Here is a 20,926-nt window from a genome sequence, read left to right as displayed (position 1 = left end):
TGGTGAACGGTTTTGCTTTACCCCCCACGCGCGGGGTTATCTACCCCTTTTTGGTGAAACCACCTTTTGGAAAACTCTTTCTTTCGTGTTGCGCGGGCCACCCCCCCCCACCACAGCGTTATGTGTCGGCTTTTAGGCAAGGTGTAGATACCTATGCCCCGATGGGGTGGATCGGTCAGTGGAGAGACTCATCCCATCGCATCCCCCCACCCAGTACCCAAGTAGCATAGGTCCCACCCCCCGCCCTTCGTACACTCATGCCTCAGAGGGGGAACCAACGATGCATAACAGTGAAGGCGTAATCAGCGCCATGTCCCAGGCCACCGACGCCGGGCAGGCGGCTGAGGAGTTGGCCCGTCAACTGCTGCACCCTTACCTGGGGTTTGTGCTGTTTTTCTGTTCGGCCTCCTACGATTTGCAGGCGTTGGGCCGGGCCCTGCAACAGTGCTTCGGTAACGTGCGCGTGGTGGGTTGCACCAGCGCCGGCGAGATCACGCCCCAGGGCTACGGCCGCAATTGCGTGACGGCGATGGGCTTTAACCACGCGCACTTTTCCATCGCCACCGAGCTGATCGATCAGGTGGAACACTTCAGCCTGATCGACGCCCAGCAGATGGTCGAACGCCTGGTCGGCGGTTGCCGCAGCAATACCCTGGCGCCGATCAAGGGCAACACGTTCGCCCTGACCCTGCTCGATGGCCTGTCCAGCCGTGAAGAGGTGGTGCTCGCGGCCCTCAGCGCGGCGCTTGGCGACATTCCGCATTTTGGCGGTTCGGCCGGCGACGACAACTTCCTCACCCACACCCACGTGTACTTTAACGGCGCCTTCCACAGCGGCGCGGCGGTGGTGGTGTTGGTCAATACCTGGCTGGACTTCGAGGTGTTTACCACCCACCACATTCTGCCGCGCAGTGAAAAGCTGGTGGTGACCGGCGCCGACAGCCCGTCGCGCCGGGTCTTCGAGCTCAACGCCGAACCTGCCGCCGAAGAGTACGCGCGGCATATCGGCGTGGCCGTGGCCGATCTCGATCACCGCGTGTTCGCGGCGCACCCGCTGGCGGTGCGCATCCACGATCAGTATTACGTACGCGCGATCCAGCAAGTGCACGACGACTTGAGCCTGAGTTTCTACTGCGCCGTGGAAAACGGCATCGTCCTCACCGTAATGAAGCCCGGGCCGATCCTGCCGAACCTGCAAACGCTGTTCGACGGCCTGCAAGCGCGCCTTGGCGACCTGCTGTTGACCATCGGCTGCGACTGCTTCCTGCGCCGCCTTGAGCTGGAAGACAGTGACAATCTGGAACAGATCGGCGGCTTCCTGCGTGACCAGCGGGTGATGGGTTTCAACACCTACGGAGAACAGTTCAATGGCATGCATATCAACCAGACCTTCACCGGGGTCGCCATTGCCCGAGGCCGGCGCTGAACTGCTCGCCCAGGTTGCCCAGCTGCAACAGGACAACCACAAGCTGGCGCGGATCAACGCCGCGCTGATCGAGCGCATCGAGTCCGGCGTGACCCAGGGCAACAACCCCTACACCACCTTCCAGCATTCGGTGGTACTGGCCGAGCAAGTGCGTGAACGCACCGACGCGCTGAACCAGGCGATGGCTGAACTCAAGGCCAGCAACCATTTGCTGATCAACGCCCGGCTGCGTGCCGAAACCCTGCGCGGCGAACAGGTGGCGGCGCAGAAAGCCCAGGAAAGCGAGCGCTGGATTCGCTTGATCACCGACCACGTTCCGGCCCTGATCGGCTACCTGAATGCTGACCTGGTCTACGAGTTCACCAACAAAGTCTACGAAGAATGGTACTGCTGGCCGCGCGGCATGATGCTCGGCCAGAGCCTGCGCGAGGTCCACAGCGAACAGCACTGCCAGCGCCTGGACGCCTACGTCGCCCGGGCCTTGGCGGGGGAGAGCGTGACCTTTGAATTCGCCGAGACCAATATCAATAACCAGGAGCGCTACATGCTGCGCTCCTATGTCCCCAATCTGCTGGCCAGTGGCGAAGTGGTGGGGATCTTTGTGCTGATCCGCGACATCACCGAACGCCGCCGCACCGCCGAGGCCCTGCATCAGGCCTATCAACACTTGGAGCAGCGTGTCGCCCAGCGCACCTCGGAACTCACTGCGCTTAACGACCAGTTGCTCAAGGAAATCGACGAGCGCCGCCGCATGGAAACCCGCCTGCGCGAAGCCAAGCTCGAAGCCGAACAGGCCAACCTGTCGAAAACCAAATTCCTCGCCGCCGTCAGCCACGACCTGCTGCAACCGCTGAACGCCGCGCGATTGTTCACCAGCGCTTTGCTCGAACGCCCCAGCGAACAGTTGGTGCGCAACGTGAGCAATTCCCTGGAAGACGTGGAAAACCTGCTGGGTACTCTGGTGGATATTTCCAAGCTGGATGCCGGGGTGATCAAGGCCGACATCGCACCGTTTGCCCTGAGTGAATTGCTCGACAACCTGGCTGCCGAATACACCGAATTGGCCCGCAGCGAGGGCCTGGAGCTGCATTTTGTCGGCTGCTCGGCGCTGGTGCGCAGTGATATTCAGTTGCTGGCGCGGATTCTGCGCAACCTGCTGAGCAATGCGATTCGCTATACCTACAAAGGGCGTGTGGTGCTGGGATGTCGCCGCCAGCACCAGCGCCTGTCGATCCAGGTGTGGGACAGCGGCATGGGCATTGCCGAGGAGCGGCTGGAGGAGATTTTTCAGGAGTTCAAACGCGGCGATGTGCAGCGTCCGGACCAGGACCGCGGGTTGGGCCTGGGGCTGGCGATCGTGGAAAAAATCGCGGGGATACTGGGTCATCGCATCAGCGTCAAATCCTGGCCGGGCCAGGGCTCGATGTTCTCGGTGGAGGTGCCGTTGAGCGCCACGGCGCCCAAGTCACTGCCGATGCTGGCCATGAGCGAACCGATGCTCGAACGCCTGCAAGGCGCACGGGTGTGGGTGCTGGATAACGACGCGGCGATCTGCGCGGGCATGCGCACCTTGCTGGAAGGCTGGGGCTGCCGGGTGATTACCGCCTTGTCGGAACAGGATTTGGCACGGCAGGTGGACAACTACCATGCCGAAGCCGACTTGCTGATCGCCGACTATCACCTCGACGACGACCAGAACGGTGTAGATGCCGTGGCACGCATCAACGCACGCCGGGCCAGTGCAATCCCGGCGCTGATGATCACCGCCAACTACAGCAATGAGTTGAAGCAACAGATCCGCGAATTGGGGCACACCTTGATGCACAAGCCAGTACGCCCAATGAAACTCAAGACCGCCATGAGCCACCTGCTCGGTCGGCCCTGACAAACGGAGATCAAGTGTGGGAGGGGGCTTGCCCCCGATGGCGGTGTTTCAGCCAAGTAGATGTCGACTGACCCACCGCTATCGGGAGCAAGCCCCCTCCCACATTTGACCGGTGTTGTGTCTGGAGGATTGGCGCCGCAGTTACGGCCGATGAAGCTCAATACTGCCACGAGCCACCCCTCGGTCGTCCCTGACAAACGGAGAACCAATGTGGGAGGGGGCTTGCCCCCGATGGCGTTGTTTCAGCCAAGTAGATGTCGACTGACCCACCGCTATCGGGAGCAAGCCCCCTCCCACATTTGACCACTGTTGTGTTTGGAAGATTGGGGCGCAGTTACGGCCAATGAAGCCCAAGACTGCCACGAGCCACCCCTCGGTCGTCCCTGACAAACGTAGATCAAGTGTGGGAGGGGGCTTGCCCCCGATGGCGGTGTTTCAGCCAAGTAGATGCCGACTGACACACCGCTATCGGGAGCAAGCCCCCTCCCACATTTGACCGGTGTTGTGTCTGGAGGATTTGCGGCGCAGGCACGGCCAATGAAGCTCAAGACCGCCCCGAGCCACCCCTCGGTCGGCCCTGACAAACGGAGATCAAATGTGGGAGGGGGCTTGCCCCCGATGGCTGTGTTTCAGTCAAGTAGATGTCGACTGACCCATCGCTATCGGGAGCAAGCCCCCTCCCACATTTGACCGGTGTTGTGTTTGGAAGATTGGCGCGCAGGTACGGCCGATGCAACTCAATACTGCCACGAGCCACCCCTCGGTCGGCCCTGACAAACGGAGATCAAATGTGGGAGGGGGCTTGCCCCCGATGGCGGTGTTTCAGTCAAGTAGATGCCGACTGACCCACCGCTATCAGGGGCAAGCCCCCTCCCACATTTACCACTGTTGTGTCAGGCGGGTCAGCGGCGCAGGTATGAGCCGAAATCGATATCCCCGGCACTGAGGATTGCCTGCACCCGGTTGTGCACGTTCAACTTGCGCAGGATCGCCGACACGTGGGCCTTCACGGTGGTCTCGGCAATCTCCAGGGTGTAGGCGATCTGCTTGTTCGACTCGCCCTTGGTCATCCGCTCCAGCACCAGCAATTGCTTGCGTGTCAGGGCTTGCAGCAGTTCGGGGGCGAAGCCGGGGTTTTCGTTGAGGCGCCGGTGGGTGCCGGGCTTCTGGGTGCGGATGATGTCCGGCGGCAGGTACACGTTGCCGTTGAGAATCTGCTGGATCGCCTCGGTCATTTGCAGGCGTGGCGAGGACTTGGTGATAAAACCCACGGCGCCATAGGTGATGGCTTGCAGCACGATCTGCTTGTCCTGCTCGGCCGAGACGATCACCACCGGAATGGTCGGCGCCTCGTTGCGCAGGTTGATCAGGCCATTGAGGCCGTGCATGCCGGGCATGTTCAGGTCCAGCAGGATCAGGTCGAGGTCGTCGTGTTCCTGGGTCAGCGCCAGGGCGCTGTCCAGGTCGGCGGTTTCCATCACTTCGCTGCCGGGAAAGCCGTCGCTGATGACGTTATGGATCGCTTCGCGAAACAGTGGGTGATCGTCGGCAATCAGGATTTTGTACATGGCCGTTCACCTTTCTTATTGTGATGTTTGAAATGGCTCGGGTTGGGCGACCGTCACCGGCAGCTTCGCCGCCTCCCAGGCATCCAGACCGTCGCGATACCAGTACACAGAGGTATAGCCGAGGTTGGCGGCACGTTTTACCGCGTTCCAACTCAGCCAGCAATCGGAGCGGCAATAGAAGACCAACGGTCGCGTGAGGTCGCCGCCGCTGTAGGCATACAGGTGGCGCACGAAATAGCTTTGCCACTCCGGCGTGAGGTCGCCGTCGCCGGTATTGGCCAGCCAGTGGCTGCCGGGCAGGTTGGCGTGGGGCTGGTCTTCGATGAAGCGGCCTTGCAGCCATTGGCGGCGGTACACATCGATCAGCACCGGCGCCGGGCTTTGGCCGAGCAGGGTTTGCAGGGCCGCGGTGTCGACAATCGTGGCGCCAGGCAGGTGGTCGGGCGTGGGGCTGCGGTACAGGCTGATGCGGTAGCCGTCGGCGGAAAACAGTGGGGTGTCGGCCTGGACGTAGGCGACGAACAGGCACAGCAGTGCCAACAGAGGCAGTCGAGCGTGCAGCATGGCAGGGCAATCCTTATCGTTATGCGCGCATTACACGTGAGTCCCGAGCCCTTGGGAATGCGACGATAGACAGGAAAACCAGTACCAAAGTAGTAGTTTTATCGGCTTCAGCCTTTTTTGCGCAGTGCGGCATGCTGGGGATTGAAGGTCAGCACCGCCAGCAGCGTGAACAACAGGGTCAACCCCAGGCACACCGCCAGGGCCAGGCCGGCGAAGCGTTCATACAGGGCAAAGCGCACCAGTTCCACGGCGTGGGTAAACGGGTTGACCGCGCACAGCCAGTACAGCCATTCGCTGGAGTCGCGCATTTTCCAAAGCGGGTACAACGCCGACGACAGGAAAAACAGCGGGAAAATCACGAAATTCATCACCCCGGCAAAGTTCTCCAATTGGCGAATCGCGTTCGACAGCAGAAGGCCCAATGCACTGAGCATCAACGCCACCAGCAGCAACGCCGGCAGGGCAGTCAACAGGCCCATGGCTGGCGGCTGCACGCCGTAGACCCAGGCAATCGCCAGGAATCCGTATACCTGCAACAGCGAGATCAATGCGGTGGCCAACAGTTTGCTGCACAGCAAAAACGTGCGCGGCAACGGGCTGGTCAGTAACACGCGCATGCTGCCCATCTCACGGTCGTAGACCATCGACAACGAGCCCTGCATGCCGTTGAACAGCAGGATCATGCAGGCCAGTCCCGGAATGATGTAGACCTCGTAGGGGATGTAGGTGTCGTAGGGCTCGATCACCGAGATGCCCAACGCGGCACGGAACCCGGCGGCGAACACCACCAGCCACAGCAACGGGCGCACGAGGGCGCTGAGAAAGCGCGTGCGCTGCAAAACAAAACGCAGCCACTCACGCAGCACGATGCCGCGCAGGCATTGCCAGTAAGCGTTCATGCGGCGGCTCCCGTCACAGTGGGTCGGGTCAATCGGGCGAACACACTGCCCAGGTCGCCGCCTTGTTGCTGGATCAACTCATCAACTTGCCCGCTGGCCACCAGGCGGCCTTGGTGCAGAATCATCAGTGCATCGTTGGCCTGCACTTCGTCGAGCAAGTGAGTGGTCCACAGCACGCTGATGCCGTGCTCGGCGCACAGGCTGCGCACATGCTGGTTCAGCGCCAGGCGGCTGGCCGGGTCGAGGCCGACGCTGGCTTCGTCGAGCAACAGCACGCGCGGTTCGTGCAGCAGGGCGCGGGCGATTTCTACGCGGCGCCGATGCCCGCCGTTGAGTTCGCGGACTTTTTCGCGGCGGCGCTCGGTGAGGGCCTGGCGCGTCAGTTCGGCTTCTACCCGTGTGTCGGTCTGGCGCCGCGACAAACCGTGCAGCGCGGCGTGGTAGCGCAGGTTCTGCTCAACGCTCAAGTCCAGGTCCAGGGTGCTTTGTTGGAATACCACGCCCAGTTGCGTAAGGGCGGCGCGCGGCGCATCGCGCAGGGAATGACCGCCCACGCGAATGTCGCCGCTTTGCAGGTCATACAGCCGCGTGAGCAGGGCGATCAAGGTGGATTTGCCGGCGCCATTGGGCCCCAGCAATGCCGCAAAACGCCCTGGCGCCAGGCTGAAACTCACCTCGCACAAGGCCTGCCGTGCGCCATAGGCGAAGCTCACGTCGCGCACTTCCAAGGCGTTCATGGCGTCACCACCACACCCCACGGGTAACGCCCGACTTTCACCGACTTGACCACCTTGAGGCTGTCCACGTCGATCACCGACACATCACCGCTCACGCCGTTGGTGGCGAGCAACTGTTTCTCGTCCGGGGTAAATGCCATCTGCCACACTCGGCGGCCCACCAGCAGATAGTCGAGAATCTCAAAGGTCTTGGCATCAATCACCGCCACATGGTTGGCCGGGCCGAGGGCGACAAAACCGTATTTGCCGTCGGCGCTGAGCTTGATACCGACCGGCTGGACTTTGTCCGGGTGCACGCCCTTGATTTTGAAGGTCAGGGTCTTGAGGATCGCGCGGCTGGCCACGTCGAGGATGGTCACGGTGCCGCCGATTTCTGCCGAGGCCCACAGCTGCGAGCCATCGTGGTTGAACTCGACGAAGCGCGGGCGCTGGTCCACCAGGGTGCTGTCGGCCAGGGTCTGGGTGCTGGTGTCGATCCAGTGCAGCATGTTGGTGGTTTCGCTGGTGTTCACCGCCCACTTGCCATCCGGGCTGACGGCCATGCCTTCGGGTTCGACGCCGACGTTGATCTGGCCGAGCACCTTGGAGGTCTCGGTGTCGATCACGGTGACCAGCGCATCGTCTTCGTTGGACACGTACAGCCAGCGGTTATTGGGGTGCAGGGCGAACTGCTCGGGGTCTTTGCCGGAGGGCAGTTCCTTAATGATCTTGCGCGTGGCCACGTCCATCACCTGCACGCGGTCCGAGTCGCTGGCGCAGATGTACAGTAGCTTGTTGTCATGGGACAGCAGCAAGCCTCGCGGACGCTGGCCGACTTTGAGGGTGTCGGTGACTTGCAGGGTCTGCATGTCGATCAGGCTCAGGCTGTTGTCTTTCTCGTTGGAGACCCAGGCGGTACTGGCCACGGCGTGCCCGGCGGCAAGCAGCAGGGCGCATGAGAGCAGGGTGCGGCGCATGGCGGATTCCTTATTATTGTGGGTAGGTGATCAAGGGAAGCGGCAGGTCACCTCGGGTTTGTCATAGCCCAGGCTGTCCATTTCGTTAGTGGGGTGCAGGAAGCCTTCCTGGGGCGATGTGCTGACCAACGCGCGGGGTTGCACGATGGGAATCGGTTGGCGCAATTGGCCGTTCCAGGCGCGGTAACTGAGCTTGCGGCCCTTGAAGCCATCCAGGGGCAGTTGCTCGCTGATTTCCAGATCGCGGATCGCCATGGGCTCGACCTGGCGCAACTTGCTCACGGCACTGGCGACGCTGCGCACGGCCATCCAGGCGGCGAAGTCGCGATCGTTCATCCAACGTCCGGCCAGGGCCTCGAAGCGTTTCTGCAGTTGAGCGGCGCCGTAGGTCTCGACGGTCTTGTGCCAACCGGTGGGCGTCAGGCCCTGGGTGCCGGCGACGGGGCGCGGGTACCAGGTCTGGTAGGGCACGTACTCGCCGAAGTCGCCGCGCTCGTCGGCCACCAGCACCACGTCGTATTCGGCGGTCTGGGTGAACAGCGGCATATCTGCCTGGGCGCTGCGGCGTTGGTCGTTATCGAAGCGCCAGGCTTTCTCCGCCACCAGACGCACGCCGAAGCGTTTGGCGGCGCGGCGCAGAGCGGCGGCGTAGGCTTGGTCATCCTCGGTGGGGCCGACGATCAACAACGCTTTCTGCCATTTACGGACGACCAGGAACTGCGCCAGCGCATCGGCGAGCATCGCCCGGCTGGGCAGCGTATGCAGCACGTTGCCCAGACAGTCGGTGCTGCGTAGGCTGTCATCCGGGCTGCCGGCATTGAACAGCAGGCTGTCAGGCAACGCGGCGCTGAGTTGGCGAAGGCTCGCGTCGGGGGCGTTGACCACGAACAAACGCAGGCCCTGGGCATGCTGGGCCTGGGCCGCGGCGAGCAGGGCGTCCGGCGTATCAACCGTGGCGGTCGTCAGGCTGTAGCGCTGGTTGAGAAAGGCGCCGGTGCTGTTGCTGTCGATGATCGCCAGTTCGGCGCCGCGCTGCCCGGCGTCGGCAGGTTCGGGAATCACATTCGACAGCAGCGGGCCCGGATCGGACCGATAACCCAAGTAGCCGATCTGCACCTGCAAGGGCTCGGCGGCCTGGCTGGCGGTGGCCACCCCGGCTGCGCAAGCAATCGCCAGCAGATAGATCACGGCGTAAGGGGCGAGCTGGCGCATAAGGCACTCCATGACAGGAAGCGCCAGCATAGAAAGCCTTAAGGTCGCTGCAAATATGCAGAAAGTAGCGCTGGGGCAGTACCAAGGTAGTAGCTCGCAGCGCGTGAAGCGGTCTTAGCATGACGCTTCAGTGTGTTGTTCGGGAGTTGGCTATGTCGGCGTTGTGGCGCATCAATCTATGGGTCTGCGGCTTCTTCGCCCTGGTGACCTGCGCCTGCACCGCGCTGTTGCTGCACCAAGCCCTGGCCGATGTGGAGCGCGAGTTGCAATCGGCCGAAGCGGTGGTGCACTACCTGAGCGAAACCGCCGAGCGCGACCCGGCCAGCCTGCAACCCCACCTCACCGCGAGTTTGCGTCATGTACGCGTGCACTGGCTGGCGAGCGGCGACACCGCGCAAGCGCCGGCCTCGGACGGGCTGGACGCCTGGCTTGGGCGCCTGCTGTTCGTCGAGGCGCGACGCAGTGCCCAGGTGCTGGACTTGCCGGACGGTCGGCGCGTGTCCATCGCCGTCGACCCACGGGATGAAATCGACGAAGTCTGGGATTCCTTGCAACAACTGTTGGGCCTGTGCGCCCTGGCGTTGGCCCTGAGTCTGTTGACTATCCGCTGGGCCGTGCGGCGGGGCATGGGCGTGCTCGATGAATTGCTGCGCGCCCTGCAACAGGTGTGCGCCGGCCAGCTCAATGTGCGTCTGCGCGGTGAAGGCGCGCCGGAAGCGCGGCAACTGGCGCTGCACTTCAACCGCATGACCGACGCCCTGGAGCAGGCGCGCACCGATAACACCCGGCTCACCCAGACCCTGCTGGCGGTGCAGGAGCAGGAACGCACCCACCTGGCGCAGACCCTGCACGATGACCTCGGCCAATACCTGGCCGGCATTCGCGCCCAGGCCTGCCTGTTGCGGCTGGTCGCCGATCAGCCGCACGTGCTGACCCGTACGGTGGGGCTGCTGGAAGATCATTGCGAGCACTTGCAGCAAGGTTTCCGCGCCCTGGTCCACGACCTCTACCCGGTGGCGTTGCAACACTTGCCGATGGGCGAGGCGTTCTCGATGCTGGTAACGCAGTGGCAGGCCAGCCATGGGATTCCCTGCCAATTGCAGGTCAGTGCCGACCTGCCGGCGTTGTCCGGCGCCAACAAAACTCACCTGTACCGCCTGCTCCAGGAAGCGCTGACCAACATCCTGCGGCATGCCGATGCCAGCCAGGTGCGCGTGCGCCTGCAACACCGCGGTTCACGTCTGCGCCTGTGGGTGCGTGATAACGGTCGCGGTGCAGTCACGCCCCAGCGGCCCGGCGTGGGCCTGTATTCGATGGCCGAACGCGCCCGCTGCCTGGGCGGCGAATTAAAGATCATCAGCCACCCCGGCGGCGGTTGGGCGCTGGCGTTGAACATGCCGTTGGAGGCCTCATGAATATTCTGTTGGTGGATGACCACGCCGTGGTGCGCCAAGGCTATGCCAGCCTGCTGCGCGCGCTGCTGCCAGCGGTCGAAGTACGCGAAGCGGCCAGTGGCGAAGAGGCACTGAGCCGCGTGCAGGAGGCGGTGCCGCATCTGGTGATCATGGACTTCGGCCTGCCTGGCATCAGCGGCCTGGAAACCACGCGCCGCCTGCGCCAGCGCTTGCCACAGTTGCGCGTGCTGTTTTTCAGCATGCACGACGAGCTGCCGCTGGTGCGCCAGGCGTTGGACGCCGGAGCCTCCGGTTACCTGACCAAAAGCTCGGCGCCCGAGGTGTTGATTGAAGCCGTGCGGCGCATCCTCGACGGCCACGCCTATATCGAACAGGCCCTGGCCACCGAGCTGGCCTACACCCCCAGTGATCAACGCTTGCAGGGCATGACCCCGCGCGAACTGGAAATCTTCCTGATGCTGGCCAAAGGCACGCCCACCCGAGCGATTGCCGACCAGCTGAATATCAGCAGCAAGACCGTGTCCAATCACCTGACCTTGCTCAAGAGCAAACTGCAGGTGAGCTCCCATGCCGAGCTGGTGCACCTGGGAATCGACATGGGGGTGGTGCGGGTGGTTGGATAATTGGGTGTGCACCGCCCCTCCCACATTTTAAGGGCGTCGTTTCAGCGATCCCAGGTCGTTGGGCAATCCTGACAGCCCTCCATATTCGCATCCTGAAAATTCCCATAATGTTGCCGCGCACCGGTCAGCGTGGCGTTTTCAAGGTTGCTCTCGCCGAACTTCGCTTCCTGCAGATTGGCGTCGCTGAGGTCAGCACCTTGCAAGTCGGCCTTGCTCAGCCAGGTCATCTCCAGGTCGGCCGCACGCAGGTTGGCCTTGTGCATTTTGGCCCCTGACAGCCGTGCAAATTGCAGGTAGGCCGCACTGAGGTTGGCGTTTTCGAACTGCGCCCCTTGGGCGAACAGGCCCCAACCCTGGATCGCCATCAGCGTGGCACCGCTAAAGTCCGCCAGGCGCAGGTTGCTTTGCTGCAGGCTGGCGCGGGTCAGGTTGGCGCCTTGCAGCTGGGCCTTTTCCAGGTTGGCCAGGTCGAGGTTGGCATGGCGCAGATCTGCATCGCGCAGGTCGGCACCGGCCAGGTTCATTTTGCTCAGGTTCTGATTTCGAAGGTTGGCGCCCTTGAGGTTGGCGCCGGGGCATTGGCTGTGTTCGGCGATGGTGCAGCCGTTGACGATCAACGGGGCGTCGTCGCCATCGTCGGCGTGGGCCATGGGTAGGGATAACAGGAGTAGCAAGGGCAGGTAGTTCATTGCGAGACCTCTGGAGATCCTGTGGTGAGCGGGCTTGTTGTGGTGAGCGGGCTTGTCCCGCGCTGGGCTGCGAAGCGGCCCTGGCATTCCTCCAGCACCTGCGTGCGCTCAGGTTCTACGACTGCTTCGCAGCCGAGCGCGGGGCAAGCCCGCTCACCACAGAAAAACGCGGCCCCGGCATTTTCTGATGGGTTACTTCTGGGCCGTTTTGTTATCCCAGCTCGGAATCTTGAACACCCAGAAGGACCCGCCTTGCGCCACCGGTTTGGTCAGCTCGGCCATGTCGCCGCCCCACAACGGCACCGCGCCGCCGTAGCCGACGGTCACGCCGATGTACTGTTCGCCATCCTGTTCCCAGGTGATCGGCGGCGAGACGATGCCGCTGCCGGTCTGGAACTTCCACAGCTCCTTGCCGGTTTTGGCGTCGAAGGCCTTGAAGAAACCGTCGCCGGTGCCGGTAAACACCAGGTTGCCCTTGGTTGCCAACACGCCGGCCCACAGTGGCAAGGCTTCCTTGTGCTCCCACACCACCTTGCCGGTAGTCGGGTTCATCGCGCGCAGGGTGCCGACGTGGTCGTCATACATGCGCTTGATGCGGAAACCCATGCCCAGGTAGGCCGAGCCCTTCTTGTAGTTGACCTCTTCGGTCCAGTATTCCTCTTTCCACTGGTTGCCCGGAATGTAGAACAGGCCGGTGTCCTGGCTGTAGGCCATGGGGTTCCAGTTCTTGCCACCCAGGAACGGCGGCGAGACTTCCACCGGCTTGCCTTTGGTTTCACCCGGCAATGGCTTGGCCGGACGCTGGCCTTCGTTTTCTACCGGACGCCCGGTCTTCAGGTCGATATGGCTGGCCCAAGTGATGTTGTCGACAAACGGGAAGGCGTTCTGCAGCTTGCCGTTGTTGCGGTCCACCACGTAGAAGAAGCCGTTGCGGTCGGCGTGGCCGGTGGCCTTGACCACTTTGCCGTCCTTGTCCTTGTAGTCGAACAGCACCAGTTCGTTGTTGCCGGAGAAGTCCCAGGCGTCGTTCGGGGTGTGCTGGTAAAACCATTTCACTTCGCCGGTGCTCGGGTCGACGCCAACCTGGCCCGAGGTGTAGAGGCTGTCGAAGTCGTGGGGGTTGCCGCCCTTGGCGGTGCGCGCCCAGGTGTTCCAAGGGCCAGGGTTGCCGGCGCCGACGATGATCGTGTTGGTCTCGGCATCGAAGCTTGCGCTCTGCCAAGGCGCGCCGCCGCCGTGGCTCCAGGCCTCGACCTTGCCGGTTTCGGTGGTGGGGTCATCCGGCCACGAAGGGGCCTTGACGTCGCCGGTGGTGGTGCTGTCCTTGCCGTTGAGGCGGCCCATATGGCCTTCCACGAACGGGCGCATCCACACTTCTTCACCGGTGTCGGGGTCGCGGGCAAACAGCTGGCCGACCACGCCGAATTCATCGCCGGAGCTGCCGTGGATCAGCAGCACCTTGCCGCTGACCTTGTCTTTGATCAGCACCGGGGCGCCGGTCATGGTGTAGCCGGCGGCGTGGTCGCCGAATTTCTTGTTCCACACCACTTTGCCGGTGTTTTTGTCGAGGGCGATCAGGCGCGCGTCGAGGGTGCCGAAGTAGATCTTGTCGCCGAAGATCGCCGCGCCGCGGTTGACCACGTCACAGCACGGGCGAATGTTGTCGGGCAGGCGGTGGTTGTAGGTCCACAGGCGCTTGCCGGTCTTTGCATCCAGGGCGAACACGCGGGAGTAGGAGCCGGTGACGTACACCACGCCGTCGCTGACGATGGCCTGGGATTCCTGGCCGCGCTGTTTCTCGTCCCCAAAGGAATAGGACCAGGCCGGGGTGAGTTTGAACACGTTCTTGTCGTTGACCTGGGCCAGTGGGCTCCAGCGCTGGGCGTTGGTGCCCATGCCGTATTGCAGCACGTCCTTGGTGGTCAGGTGGTCGTTGGCAATGTCTTCCCAGGTGACGTTGCGTGTCGATTTGGCAGGCTCGGCGGCTGCGAAGGTTGCAGCACTGAGGGACAGGCTGCCCACCAGCATAAAGGCTTGCACGGCAAGGCTTAAAGGTGAGCGGGCGGGTAGCGATCTTATTGTCATGGTTGCAGTTCCCAGTGGAGGTTTTGGCCTGCACAGGGTGGAACGCCGGGGCGCCGGGCGGATACGGAAAAAGTCCCGCTGTGGCCGGGAAGACTTCCCGGACCGCCGCTGTTTTAGGTGTGCCCCACAAGCCCTACTACCAAGGGAGGAGAGGGCGGCCACCAAAGCAGCATACGGCCCATGCCCCGGGGTTTCTAAGATGGTTGCCATAGCCTCTGCAATGAGGTTTTGCGTGCAATCCTGAGGGCAAAAATAATGACAACAAAACACAATGCCTGGCTCGTGGCTGGCCTGTTGGTGGGTGTATTCGGCGCCGGCTCTGTTTGGGCCCATGGCAACGTGGTCCCACAAGCAGTGGAAACCAAGGGCCTGACCTCGATCAAGGACGCCGGCGTGCCGGTCAACGAAGACGGCTGGGCGGCGGTCAATCCGTACCGCACCTCGCCTGAACACGACCGGGCCGTGGAGATTGGTTCGTCCGCCTACAACCAGAACTGCGCCGCTTGCCACGGCCTGGAAGCCAAGTCCGGTGGTATCGCCCCCGACCTGCGCATGCTCGATGTGGGCGAAGCCGGTGATGAGTGGTTCGTCGAGCGTGTGCGCCATGGCGCGGTGCGTGACGGCCGTGTGTACATGCCCAAAATGGCCGACTACCTGAGCCAGGAAGCCTTGTGGGCCGTGCGCACCTACTTGGACAGCGTGCACGTCGAGGAGTAAGCCATGCGCCTGTTCGCTTATGTGCTTGGCCTGGCCCTGCTGTGTTGCCAGCCGGCACAGGCGCAGGTGCGCAGCTATGACCAGATGATCGCTGACGGCGAAATCAAGGTGGCGGTGTACAAGGACTTCGCCCCCTACAGTTTCGAAGACGGCGCCAACGCGCGGGGGGTCGATGTGGAACTGGCCCAGGCCCTGGCCACGGCGCTGGGGGTAAAGCTCAAGTTGATCTGGGCGCCGGCCGGCGAGAAGCTCGATGACGATCTGCGCGACTACATCTGGCGCGGCAGCCAGTTGCACAACCAGCAACTGGCCGACCTGATGATGCGCGCGCCCTACGATCGCGATTACGCACAAAAGCGCAACGACCAGGGTGAACTGGAAAACGGCCATGTGGTGATGTTCGGGCCGTACCAGAACGAACAATGGCAGGTGGCCTATGACCGTCGGCGCCTGGACACGGTCGCCAGCGTGGCGGTGTTCGAGCAGCACCCGATTGGCGTCGAAGTCGACAGCGTGCCGTCGTTCTACCTCACCTCGGTGTTCAACGGCATGCTCGCCGCCAAGACCCATCACTACCCCGACGTCCCCCAGGCCTTTGCGGCGATGAAAGCCGGTGAGGTCGACGCGGTGATGGCGATGCGCGGCGAAGTCGACTGGCAGGTGCATGAAGCCCACGACCCGCAACTGGCCCTCGCCGAAAACGCCTACCCGAACATGGGCAAGCAACGCTGGGAGATCGGCATGGCGGTGCACGAGAGCAATCGCCAGTTGGCCTACGCGGTGGAAGAGGCGCTGGAAGGCCTGATCCGCGACGGCGCGGTGCAAGCCATCTATGCCCGTTACGGCCTGCAGTACGAAGTCCCCGAGATGTATCAATAGGAGCAGGCGATGAACTGGCGACTGAGCTGCATCTTGGCGTGTTGGCTGCCGCTGGCGGCTCACGCCGTGGAGGTCGACCCGGTGCCGTCGGTGATGTGGGCGTTCTATCACAAGCAGTTCCTGGCCGAGGCGCCGTTCGTGTTCGACGACCGGGTCAAGCTGCTGGCGCCGCCGTTCGCCGAAGATGCGCGCCAGGTGCCGCTGGAAATCGACGCCCGCGCCTTCAACGGCCATGTGGTGAAAATCCTCGCCTGGGCCGAGCTCAACCCATTGCCGAAAATCGTCGACTTCCAGCCCAAGGCCGGCGTGCTGCCGTGGCTGTCGCTGCGCATTCGTATCGAGCAGGCCACGCCGTTGCGTGCGGCGGTGCTCACCGATGACGGCCTGTGGCATGTGGGCTCGACCCTGATCGACGCGGCCGGTGGCGGCTGCACCGCGCCCAGCGTGGTACGCACCCAGCCGGGTTGGGAAGAGCACATCGGCGAAGTGCTCGGCGGCCGTTACCCGCGTGGCGAGTTCAGCCGTGTGCGTGTGCAGGTGGCGCACCCGATGGACAACGGCATGGTCAGCGGCATCCCCGAGTTTTTTATCAACCATGCGCAACTGCGCGGCCAGGACGGCCAAGTGCTGGCTGATCTTGAGCTGTTCCCGGCGGTTAGCGAGAACCCCAACCTGGCCTTCGACATCGACGCGCCGGGGCCCACCCGACTGGTGCTGCGTGACAACAGCGGCAACGAGTTCGACGCGGCCATCCCCTGACCAGAAGGAGCGCGGCATGCGCTGGATTCTATTGTTGTGCCTGGGCCTGAGCTTGCCCGCCCTGGCAGATCTCGACTACGCCCTCAAGCCCCGGCTGATCGCCGACGACACCTGGCTACTCGAAGGCAGCACTGACAATTTTGCCAAGGCCAATGGCGGCAATATCGTCAACACCGCCTTCATCGTCACCGAGGCCGGCGTGGTGGTGATCGACACCGGGCCGTCGCGGCGCTACGGCGAAGCGATGCGCGAGGCCATCGCCCGCGTCACCCCCAAGCCGGTGATCCAGGTGCTGATTACCCATCATCACCCCGACCATGCGCTGGGCAACCAGGCCTTCAAGGACGTGCCCATCGGCGCCCTGGCCGAGACCACGCGGCTGCTGCATGAGCAGGGCGACGGCATGGCGGAAAACCTCTACCGCATGGTCGGCGACTGGATGCGCGGCACCGAGGTGGTGTTGCCCACCCAGGTGCTGGAACCCGGGGTGCTGAGCGTCGGCCGCCACGACTTGCGCCTGCTCGCGCTCACCGGTCACACCGGCGCCGACCTGGCGATCTTCGACCAGAGCACCGGCGTGCTGTTCGCCGGCGACCTGGTGTTTTACCAACGCGCGCTCACCACCCCCAACAGCCCGGGGCTGGCGGTGTGGCTGGCCGACCTCGGCACCCTGCAAGCCTTGCCCTGGACCCTGATCGTGCCGGGCCATGGCCCGGTGGCCAGCGACGCGCAACCCTTCACGCAAATGCGCGACTACCTGACCTGGCTCGATCAACTGCTGCGTGACGGCGCTGCCAAGGGCAACGACATGGCCGAGATGATCCGCAGCCCCATCCCCGAACGCTTCGCCGCGATCAGCCTGAGCCGCTATGAACTGATCCGCAGCGTCAGCCACCTGTACCCGCGTTACGAGCGCGAGCAGATGCAACCGCTACTAAGGAACTAGCAAACTCGATACTGCGGTCAATTGTGACAATGGCCCCTGCGCCCAAGAATCTGCACCAGACCGGGAAAATTTCCCGGGTATAACAAAAAACCGCAGAGGTAGCCGTCATGACCCAACCCGCACGTCGCCAACCCTTCGCCTTGAGTGTGTTGCTCGGTGCCATCCTGTTATCCGGCCAGGCCATGGCCTCGGTCACCGATGAGGACATCCTCCAGGACCCGAAAAACCCCGGGCAGATCGTCACCAACGGCCTGGGCGTGCAGGGCCAGCGCTACAGCCCCCTCGACACCCTGAACGTCGATAACGTCAAGGAACTGCGCCCGGTCTGGGCGTTTTCCTTTGGCGGCGAAAAGCAGCGTGGGCAACAGGCGCAGCCGATGATCAAGGACGGGGTGATGTACCTCACCGGTTCCTACTCGCGGGTGTTCGCGGTGGATGCGCGCACCGGCAAGAAACTCTGGCAGTACGATGCGCGTCTGCCCGATGACATCCGCCCGTGCTGTGACGTGATCAACCGTGGCGTGGCGCTGTACGGCGACCTGGTGTTCTTCGGCACCCTCGACGCCAAGCTGGTGGCGCTGAACAAAGACACCGGCAAAGTGGTGTGGAGCAAGCAGGTCGCTGACCACAAGGAAGGTTACTCGATCAGCGCCGCGCCCCTGGTGGTCAACGGCAAGCTGATCACCGGCGTGGCCGGTGGCGAATTCGGCGTGGTCGGCAAGATCCAGGCCTATGACCCGAAAAACGGCGAGCTGCTGTGGAGCCGCCCGACGGTCGAAGGCCATATGGGTTATGTCTACAAAGACGGCAAGGCTGTGGAAAACGGCATCTCCGGCGGCGAGGCGGGCAAGACCTGGCCGGGGGATTTGTGGAAAACCGGCGGCGCGGCACCGTGGCTGGGCGGCTACTACGACCCTGAAACCAACCTGCTGCTGTTCGGCACCGGCAACCCGGCGCCGTGGAACTCGCACCTGCGCCCTGGCGACAACCTTTACTCGTCCTCGCGCCTGGCGCTGAACCCGGACGACGGCACCATCAAGTGGCACTTCCAGAGCACGCCCCACGACGGTTGGGACTATGACGGCGTCAACGAGCTGGTCTCCTTCAACTACACCGAAGGTGGCAAGGAAATCAAAGCTGCGGCCACCGCCGACCGCAACGGCTTCTTCTACGTGCTCGATCGCACCAACGGCAAGTTCATCCGAGGCTTCCCGTTTGTCGACAAGATCACCTGGGCCACGGGCCTGGATAAGGACGGTCGTCCGATCTACAACGAAGCCAGCCGCCCAGGTGCGCCGGGCAGCGAAACCAAGGGCACTTCGGTGTTTGTCGCACCGGCGTTCCTCGGTGCGAAGAACTGGATGCCGATGGCCTACAACCGTGACACCGGGCTGTTCTACGTGCCGTCCAACGAGTGGGGCATGGACATCTGGAACGAAGGTATCGCCTACAAGAAAGGCGCGGCGTTCCTCGGCGCGGGCTTCACTATCAAGCCGTTGAACGAAGACTACATCGGCGTACTGCGCGCCATCGATCCTAAGACGGGTAAGGAAGTCTGGCGCCACAAGAACTTCGCGCCGCTGTGGGGCGGGGTGCTGACCACCAAGGGCAACCTGGTGTTCACCGGTACGCCGGAAGGTTTCCTGCAAGCATTCAACGCCAAGACTGGCGAGAAGGTCTGGGAATTCCAGACCGGCTCCGGCGTGCTCGGTTCGCCTGTGACCTGGGAAATGGACGGCGAACAGTACGTCTCGGTGCTCTCCGGCTGGGGCGGCGCGGTGCCGTTGTGGGGCGGTGAGGTGGCCAAGCGCATCAAGGACTTCAACCAGGGCGGCATGCTCTGGACCTTCAAGCTGCCCAAAGAGCTGGTCGCCAAACACTGAATCTACGACCAAATGACAAGTGCCCCCCTGCCAACGGCGCATTCGCCCGGCAACGGGGGCTCTTTACTATCGGGTCATCGCCTGTTGACCGACAGGCCCGGACCCAGACAGAGGCTTTAACATGATCTACGCACAACCTGGCACCCCTGGCGCTATCGTCAGCTTCAAGCAGCGCTACGGAAATTACATCGGCGGAGAGTTCGTCGCCCCGCTGAGCGGTGAGTATTTCACCAACACCTCGCCAGTGACCGGTGAAGCGATCGCCGAATTCCCGCGCTCCAACGCTGCCGATATCGACAAAGCCCTCGACGCCGCCCATGCCGCCGCTGACGCCTGGGGCAAGACGTCGCCCCAGGATCGCTCCCTGGTGCTGCTGAAAATCGCCGACCGTATCGAGCAGAATCTCGAAGTACTGGCCGTGACCGAAAGCTGGGACAACGGCAAGGCCGTGCGCGAAACCCTCAACGCTGACGTGCCCCTGGCCGCCGACCACTTCCGCTACTTCGCCGGCTGCATCCGCGCCCAGGAAGGCGGCGCCGCCGAGATCAACGAACACACCGCGGCCTACCACTTCCATGAGCCATTGGGCGTGGTCGGGCAGATCATTCCGTGGAACTTCCCGCTGCTGATGGCCGCCTGGAAACTCGCCCCGGCCCTCGCTGCCGGTAACTGCATCGTGCTCAAGCCGGCCGAGCAGACACCGCTGTCGATCATGGTGTTTGCCGAGTTGATCAATGACCTGCTGCCACCGGGCGTGCTGAATATCGTCCAGGGCTTTGGCCGCGAAGCCGGGGAGGCACTGGCCACCAGCAAGCGCATCGCCAAGATTGCCTTTACCGGCTCGACCCCAATCGGTGCTCACATCATGCACGCGGCCGCCGAGAACCTCATTCCGTCTACCGTGGAACTGGGCGGCAAGTCGCCGAACATCTTCTTCGAAGACATCATGCAGGCCGAGCCGCAATTCATCGAAAAAGCCGCCGAAGGCCTGGTGTTGGCGTTCTTCAACCAGGGCGAAGTGTGCACCTGCCCGTCGCGGGCGCTGGTGCAGGAGTCGATCTACGACGACTTCATGAAAGTGGTGATGAAGAAGATCGTCAAGATCAAGCGCGGCAACCCGTTGGACACCGAGACCATGGTCGGCGCCCAGGCGTCCGAGCAGCAATACGACAAGATCCTCTCCTACCTCAAGATCGCCCAGGAAGAGGGCGCCGAGCTGCTCACCGGCGGCGCGGCCGAGCGCCTGGAAGGCGACCTGTCCAGCGGTTATTACATCCAGCCGACCCTGCTCAAGGGCCACAACAAGATGCGCGTGTTCCAGGAAGAAATCTTCGGCCCGGTGGTGGGTATCACCACCTTCAAGGACGAAGCCGAAGCCCTGGCCATTGCCAACGACAGCGAATTCGGCCTCGGCGCCGGGCTGTGGACCCGCGACATCAACCGCGCCTACCGCATGGGCCGGGCGATCAAGGCTGGCCGCGTGTGGACCAACTGTTATCACCTGTACCCGGCGCATGCGGCGTTTGGCGGCTACAAAAAGTCGGGCGTGGGGCGTGAGAACCACAAGATGATGCTCGATCACTACCAGCAGACCAAGAATTTGCTGGTGAGCTACGACATCAATCCATTGGGTTTCTTCTAACCCTCGGATTGCAACGCGGTCCCCTGTGGGAGGGGGCTTGC

The 20,926-nt window shown here is 63.0% G+C and carries 18 protein-coding genes; 10 read left to right on the top strand and 8 right to left on the bottom strand.

The annotated features are described in order from the left end of the window. The first annotated feature begins 280 nt into the window (after window positions 1–280). The gene (gene nosP, locus ACEN2T_RS27970; protein WP_181640450.1) at window positions 281–1,426 is read left to right on the top strand and encodes a nitric oxide-sensing protein NosP; all 1,146 of its coding nucleotides are present in this window, start codon (window positions 281–283) and stop codon (window positions 1,424–1,426) included. After that, the gene (locus tag ACEN2T_RS27965) at window positions 1,368–3,311 is read left to right on the top strand and encodes a PAS domain-containing hybrid sensor histidine kinase/response regulator (protein WP_050442845.1); all 1,944 of its coding nucleotides are present in this window, start codon (window positions 1,368–1,370) and stop codon (window positions 3,309–3,311) included. Before nosP ends, ACEN2T_RS27965 begins: the two co-directional genes overlap by 59 nt. Window positions 3,312–4,213: 902 nt before the next feature. On the opposite strand, the gene ACEN2T_RS27960 is transcribed toward ACEN2T_RS27965, so the two are convergent. The 6 genes from ACEN2T_RS27960 to ACEN2T_RS27935 form a co-directional block, all read right to left on the bottom strand. Further along, window positions 4,214–4,879 carry a response regulator transcription factor gene (locus ACEN2T_RS27960; RefSeq protein WP_032889994.1) on the bottom strand — a complete coding sequence of 222 codons (666 nt, stop codon included), beginning with the start codon at window positions 4,877–4,879 and terminating at the stop codon, window positions 4,214–4,216. A gap of 15 nt (window positions 4,880–4,894) precedes the next feature. Beyond that, a complete protein-coding gene (locus ACEN2T_RS27955; RefSeq protein WP_442117884.1) occupies window positions 4,895–5,443 on the bottom strand; it encodes a PQQ-dependent catabolism-associated CXXCW motif protein in 549 nt (182 codons plus the stop codon). A gap of 107 nt (window positions 5,444–5,550) precedes the next feature. After that, on the bottom strand, window positions 5,551–6,342 hold the full coding sequence (locus ACEN2T_RS27950; RefSeq protein ID WP_099600947.1) for an ABC transporter permease: 792 nt from the start codon (window positions 6,340–6,342) through the stop codon (window positions 5,551–5,553). Further along, complete coding sequence (locus ACEN2T_RS27945; RefSeq protein ID WP_442117883.1) at window positions 6,339–7,079, bottom strand: ABC transporter ATP-binding protein; 741 nt, start codon at window positions 7,077–7,079, stop codon at window positions 6,339–6,341. Before ACEN2T_RS27945 ends, ACEN2T_RS27950 begins: the two co-directional genes overlap by 4 nt. Beyond that, window positions 7,076–8,035: a YVTN family beta-propeller repeat protein gene (locus ACEN2T_RS27940; protein WP_032889983.1), complete on the bottom strand. Its 960-nt coding sequence runs from the start codon at window positions 8,033–8,035 to the stop codon at window positions 7,076–7,078. Before ACEN2T_RS27940 ends, ACEN2T_RS27945 begins: the two co-directional genes overlap by 4 nt. 30 nt (window positions 8,036–8,065) lie before the next feature. Beyond that, window positions 8,066–9,247, bottom strand: a complete 1,182-nt coding sequence (locus ACEN2T_RS27935) for an ABC transporter substrate-binding protein (protein ID WP_442117882.1) — start codon at window positions 9,245–9,247, stop codon at window positions 8,066–8,068. 152 nt (window positions 9,248–9,399) lie between these two features. Here ACEN2T_RS27935 and ACEN2T_RS27930 point away from each other — a divergent pair, with 152 nt between their 5' ends. Beyond that, window positions 9,400–10,662, top strand: a complete 1,263-nt coding sequence (locus tag ACEN2T_RS27930; protein WP_095184366.1) for a sensor histidine kinase — start codon at window positions 9,400–9,402, stop codon at window positions 10,660–10,662. Beyond that, on the top strand, window positions 10,659–11,285 hold the full coding sequence (locus ACEN2T_RS27925) for a response regulator transcription factor (protein ID WP_032889977.1): 627 nt from the start codon (window positions 10,659–10,661) through the stop codon (window positions 11,283–11,285). The genes ACEN2T_RS27930 and ACEN2T_RS27925 overlap by 4 nt, the downstream gene beginning before the upstream one ends. A 41-nt stretch (window positions 11,286–11,326) precedes the next feature. On the opposite strand, the gene ACEN2T_RS27920 is transcribed toward ACEN2T_RS27925, so the two are convergent. Together ACEN2T_RS27920 and exaA are read right to left on the bottom strand one after the other, a co-directional pair. Next, a complete protein-coding gene (locus ACEN2T_RS27920) occupies window positions 11,327–11,974 on the bottom strand; it encodes a pentapeptide repeat-containing protein (protein ID WP_442117881.1) in 648 nt (215 codons plus the stop codon). Window positions 11,975–12,166: 192 nt separating this feature from the next. After that, window positions 12,167–14,059 carry a quinoprotein ethanol dehydrogenase gene (exaA, locus tag ACEN2T_RS27915; protein WP_442117880.1) on the bottom strand — a complete coding sequence of 631 codons (1,893 nt, stop codon included), beginning with the start codon at window positions 14,057–14,059 and terminating at the stop codon, window positions 12,167–12,169. Window positions 14,060–14,314: 255 nt separating this feature from the next. On the opposite strand from exaA, the gene pedF reads away from it, so the two are divergent. From pedF to exaC, 6 genes are all read left to right on the top strand, one after another. After that, on the top strand, window positions 14,315–14,776 hold the full coding sequence (gene pedF, locus ACEN2T_RS27910) for a cytochrome c-550 PedF (protein WP_032889971.1): 462 nt from the start codon (window positions 14,315–14,317) through the stop codon (window positions 14,774–14,776). Window positions 14,777–14,779: 3 nt separating this feature from the next. After that, window positions 14,780–15,655, top strand: a complete 876-nt coding sequence (locus ACEN2T_RS27905; RefSeq protein WP_032889969.1) for a substrate-binding periplasmic protein — start codon at window positions 14,780–14,782, stop codon at window positions 15,653–15,655. A 9-nt stretch (window positions 15,656–15,664) separates the two neighbouring features. Then, on the top strand, window positions 15,665–16,414 hold the full coding sequence (locus tag ACEN2T_RS27900; RefSeq protein WP_092490238.1) for a quinoprotein dehydrogenase-associated SoxYZ-like carrier: 750 nt from the start codon (window positions 15,665–15,667) through the stop codon (window positions 16,412–16,414). Between the two features lie 16 nt (window positions 16,415–16,430). Beyond that, entirely contained in the window at window positions 16,431–17,360 is a 930-nt protein-coding gene (locus ACEN2T_RS27895) for a quinoprotein relay system zinc metallohydrolase 1 (protein ID WP_032889965.1), read from the top strand. Window positions 17,361–17,467: 107 nt separating this feature from the next. Then, window positions 17,468–19,243 carry a PQQ-dependent methanol/ethanol family dehydrogenase gene (locus tag ACEN2T_RS27890; RefSeq protein ID WP_032889964.1) on the top strand — a complete coding sequence of 592 codons (1,776 nt, stop codon included), beginning with the start codon at window positions 17,468–17,470 and terminating at the stop codon, window positions 19,241–19,243. A gap of 121 nt (window positions 19,244–19,364) precedes the next feature. Next, window positions 19,365–20,885, top strand: coding sequence for an acetaldehyde dehydrogenase ExaC (gene exaC / locus ACEN2T_RS27885; RefSeq protein WP_032889961.1), 1,521 nt, complete (start codon window positions 19,365–19,367; stop codon window positions 20,883–20,885). The last annotated feature ends 41 nt before the right edge of the window (window positions 20,886–20,926 follow it).

The sequence above is a fragment of the Pseudomonas sp. W22_MBD1_FP4 genome, from assembly GCF_052113765.1.
In the GTDB taxonomy this organism is placed as follows: domain Bacteria; phylum Pseudomonadota; class Gammaproteobacteria; order Pseudomonadales; family Pseudomonadaceae; genus Aquipseudomonas; species Aquipseudomonas sivasensis.
This window is presented reverse-complemented; position numbering and strand designations above follow the sequence as displayed.

Coding starts and splice junctions, on each gene's coding strand:
- nosP (WP_181640450.1), top strand. CDS start 281: ATGCATAACAGTGAAGGCGTAATCAGCGCCATGTCCCAGGCCACCGAC.
- ACEN2T_RS27965 (WP_050442845.1), top strand. CDS start 1,368: ATGGCATGCATATCAACCAGACCTTCACCGGGGTCGCCATTGCCCGAG.
- ACEN2T_RS27960 (WP_032889994.1), bottom strand. CDS start 4,879: ATGTACAAAATCCTGATTGCCGACGATCACCCACTGTTTCGCGAAGCG.
- ACEN2T_RS27955 (WP_442117884.1), bottom strand. CDS start 5,443: ATGCTGCACGCTCGACTGCCTCTGTTGGCACTGCTGTGCCTGTTCGTC.
- ACEN2T_RS27950 (WP_099600947.1), bottom strand. CDS start 6,342: ATGAACGCTTACTGGCAATGCCTGCGCGGCATCGTGCTGCGTGAGTGG.
- ACEN2T_RS27945 (WP_442117883.1), bottom strand. CDS start 7,079: ATGAACGCCTTGGAAGTGCGCGACGTGAGCTTCGCCTATGGCGCACGG.
- ACEN2T_RS27940 (WP_032889983.1), bottom strand. CDS start 8,035: ATGCGCCGCACCCTGCTCTCATGCGCCCTGCTGCTTGCCGCCGGGCAC.
- ACEN2T_RS27935 (WP_442117882.1), bottom strand. CDS start 9,247: ATGCGCCAGCTCGCCCCTTACGCCGTGATCTATCTGCTGGCGATTGCT.
- ACEN2T_RS27930 (WP_095184366.1), top strand. CDS start 9,400: ATGTCGGCGTTGTGGCGCATCAATCTATGGGTCTGCGGCTTCTTCGCC.
- ACEN2T_RS27925 (WP_032889977.1), top strand. CDS start 10,659: ATGAATATTCTGTTGGTGGATGACCACGCCGTGGTGCGCCAAGGCTAT.
- ACEN2T_RS27920 (WP_442117881.1), bottom strand. CDS start 11,974: ATGAACTACCTGCCCTTGCTACTCCTGTTATCCCTACCCATGGCCCAC.
- exaA (WP_442117880.1), bottom strand. CDS start 14,059: ATGACAATAAGATCGCTACCCGCCCGCTCACCTTTAAGCCTTGCCGTG.
- pedF (WP_032889971.1), top strand. CDS start 14,315: ATGACAACAAAACACAATGCCTGGCTCGTGGCTGGCCTGTTGGTGGGT.
- ACEN2T_RS27905 (WP_032889969.1), top strand. CDS start 14,780: ATGCGCCTGTTCGCTTATGTGCTTGGCCTGGCCCTGCTGTGTTGCCAG.
- ACEN2T_RS27900 (WP_092490238.1), top strand. CDS start 15,665: ATGAACTGGCGACTGAGCTGCATCTTGGCGTGTTGGCTGCCGCTGGCG.
- ACEN2T_RS27895 (WP_032889965.1), top strand. CDS start 16,431: ATGCGCTGGATTCTATTGTTGTGCCTGGGCCTGAGCTTGCCCGCCCTG.
- ACEN2T_RS27890 (WP_032889964.1), top strand. CDS start 17,468: ATGACCCAACCCGCACGTCGCCAACCCTTCGCCTTGAGTGTGTTGCTC.
- exaC (WP_032889961.1), top strand. CDS start 19,365: ATGATCTACGCACAACCTGGCACCCCTGGCGCTATCGTCAGCTTCAAG.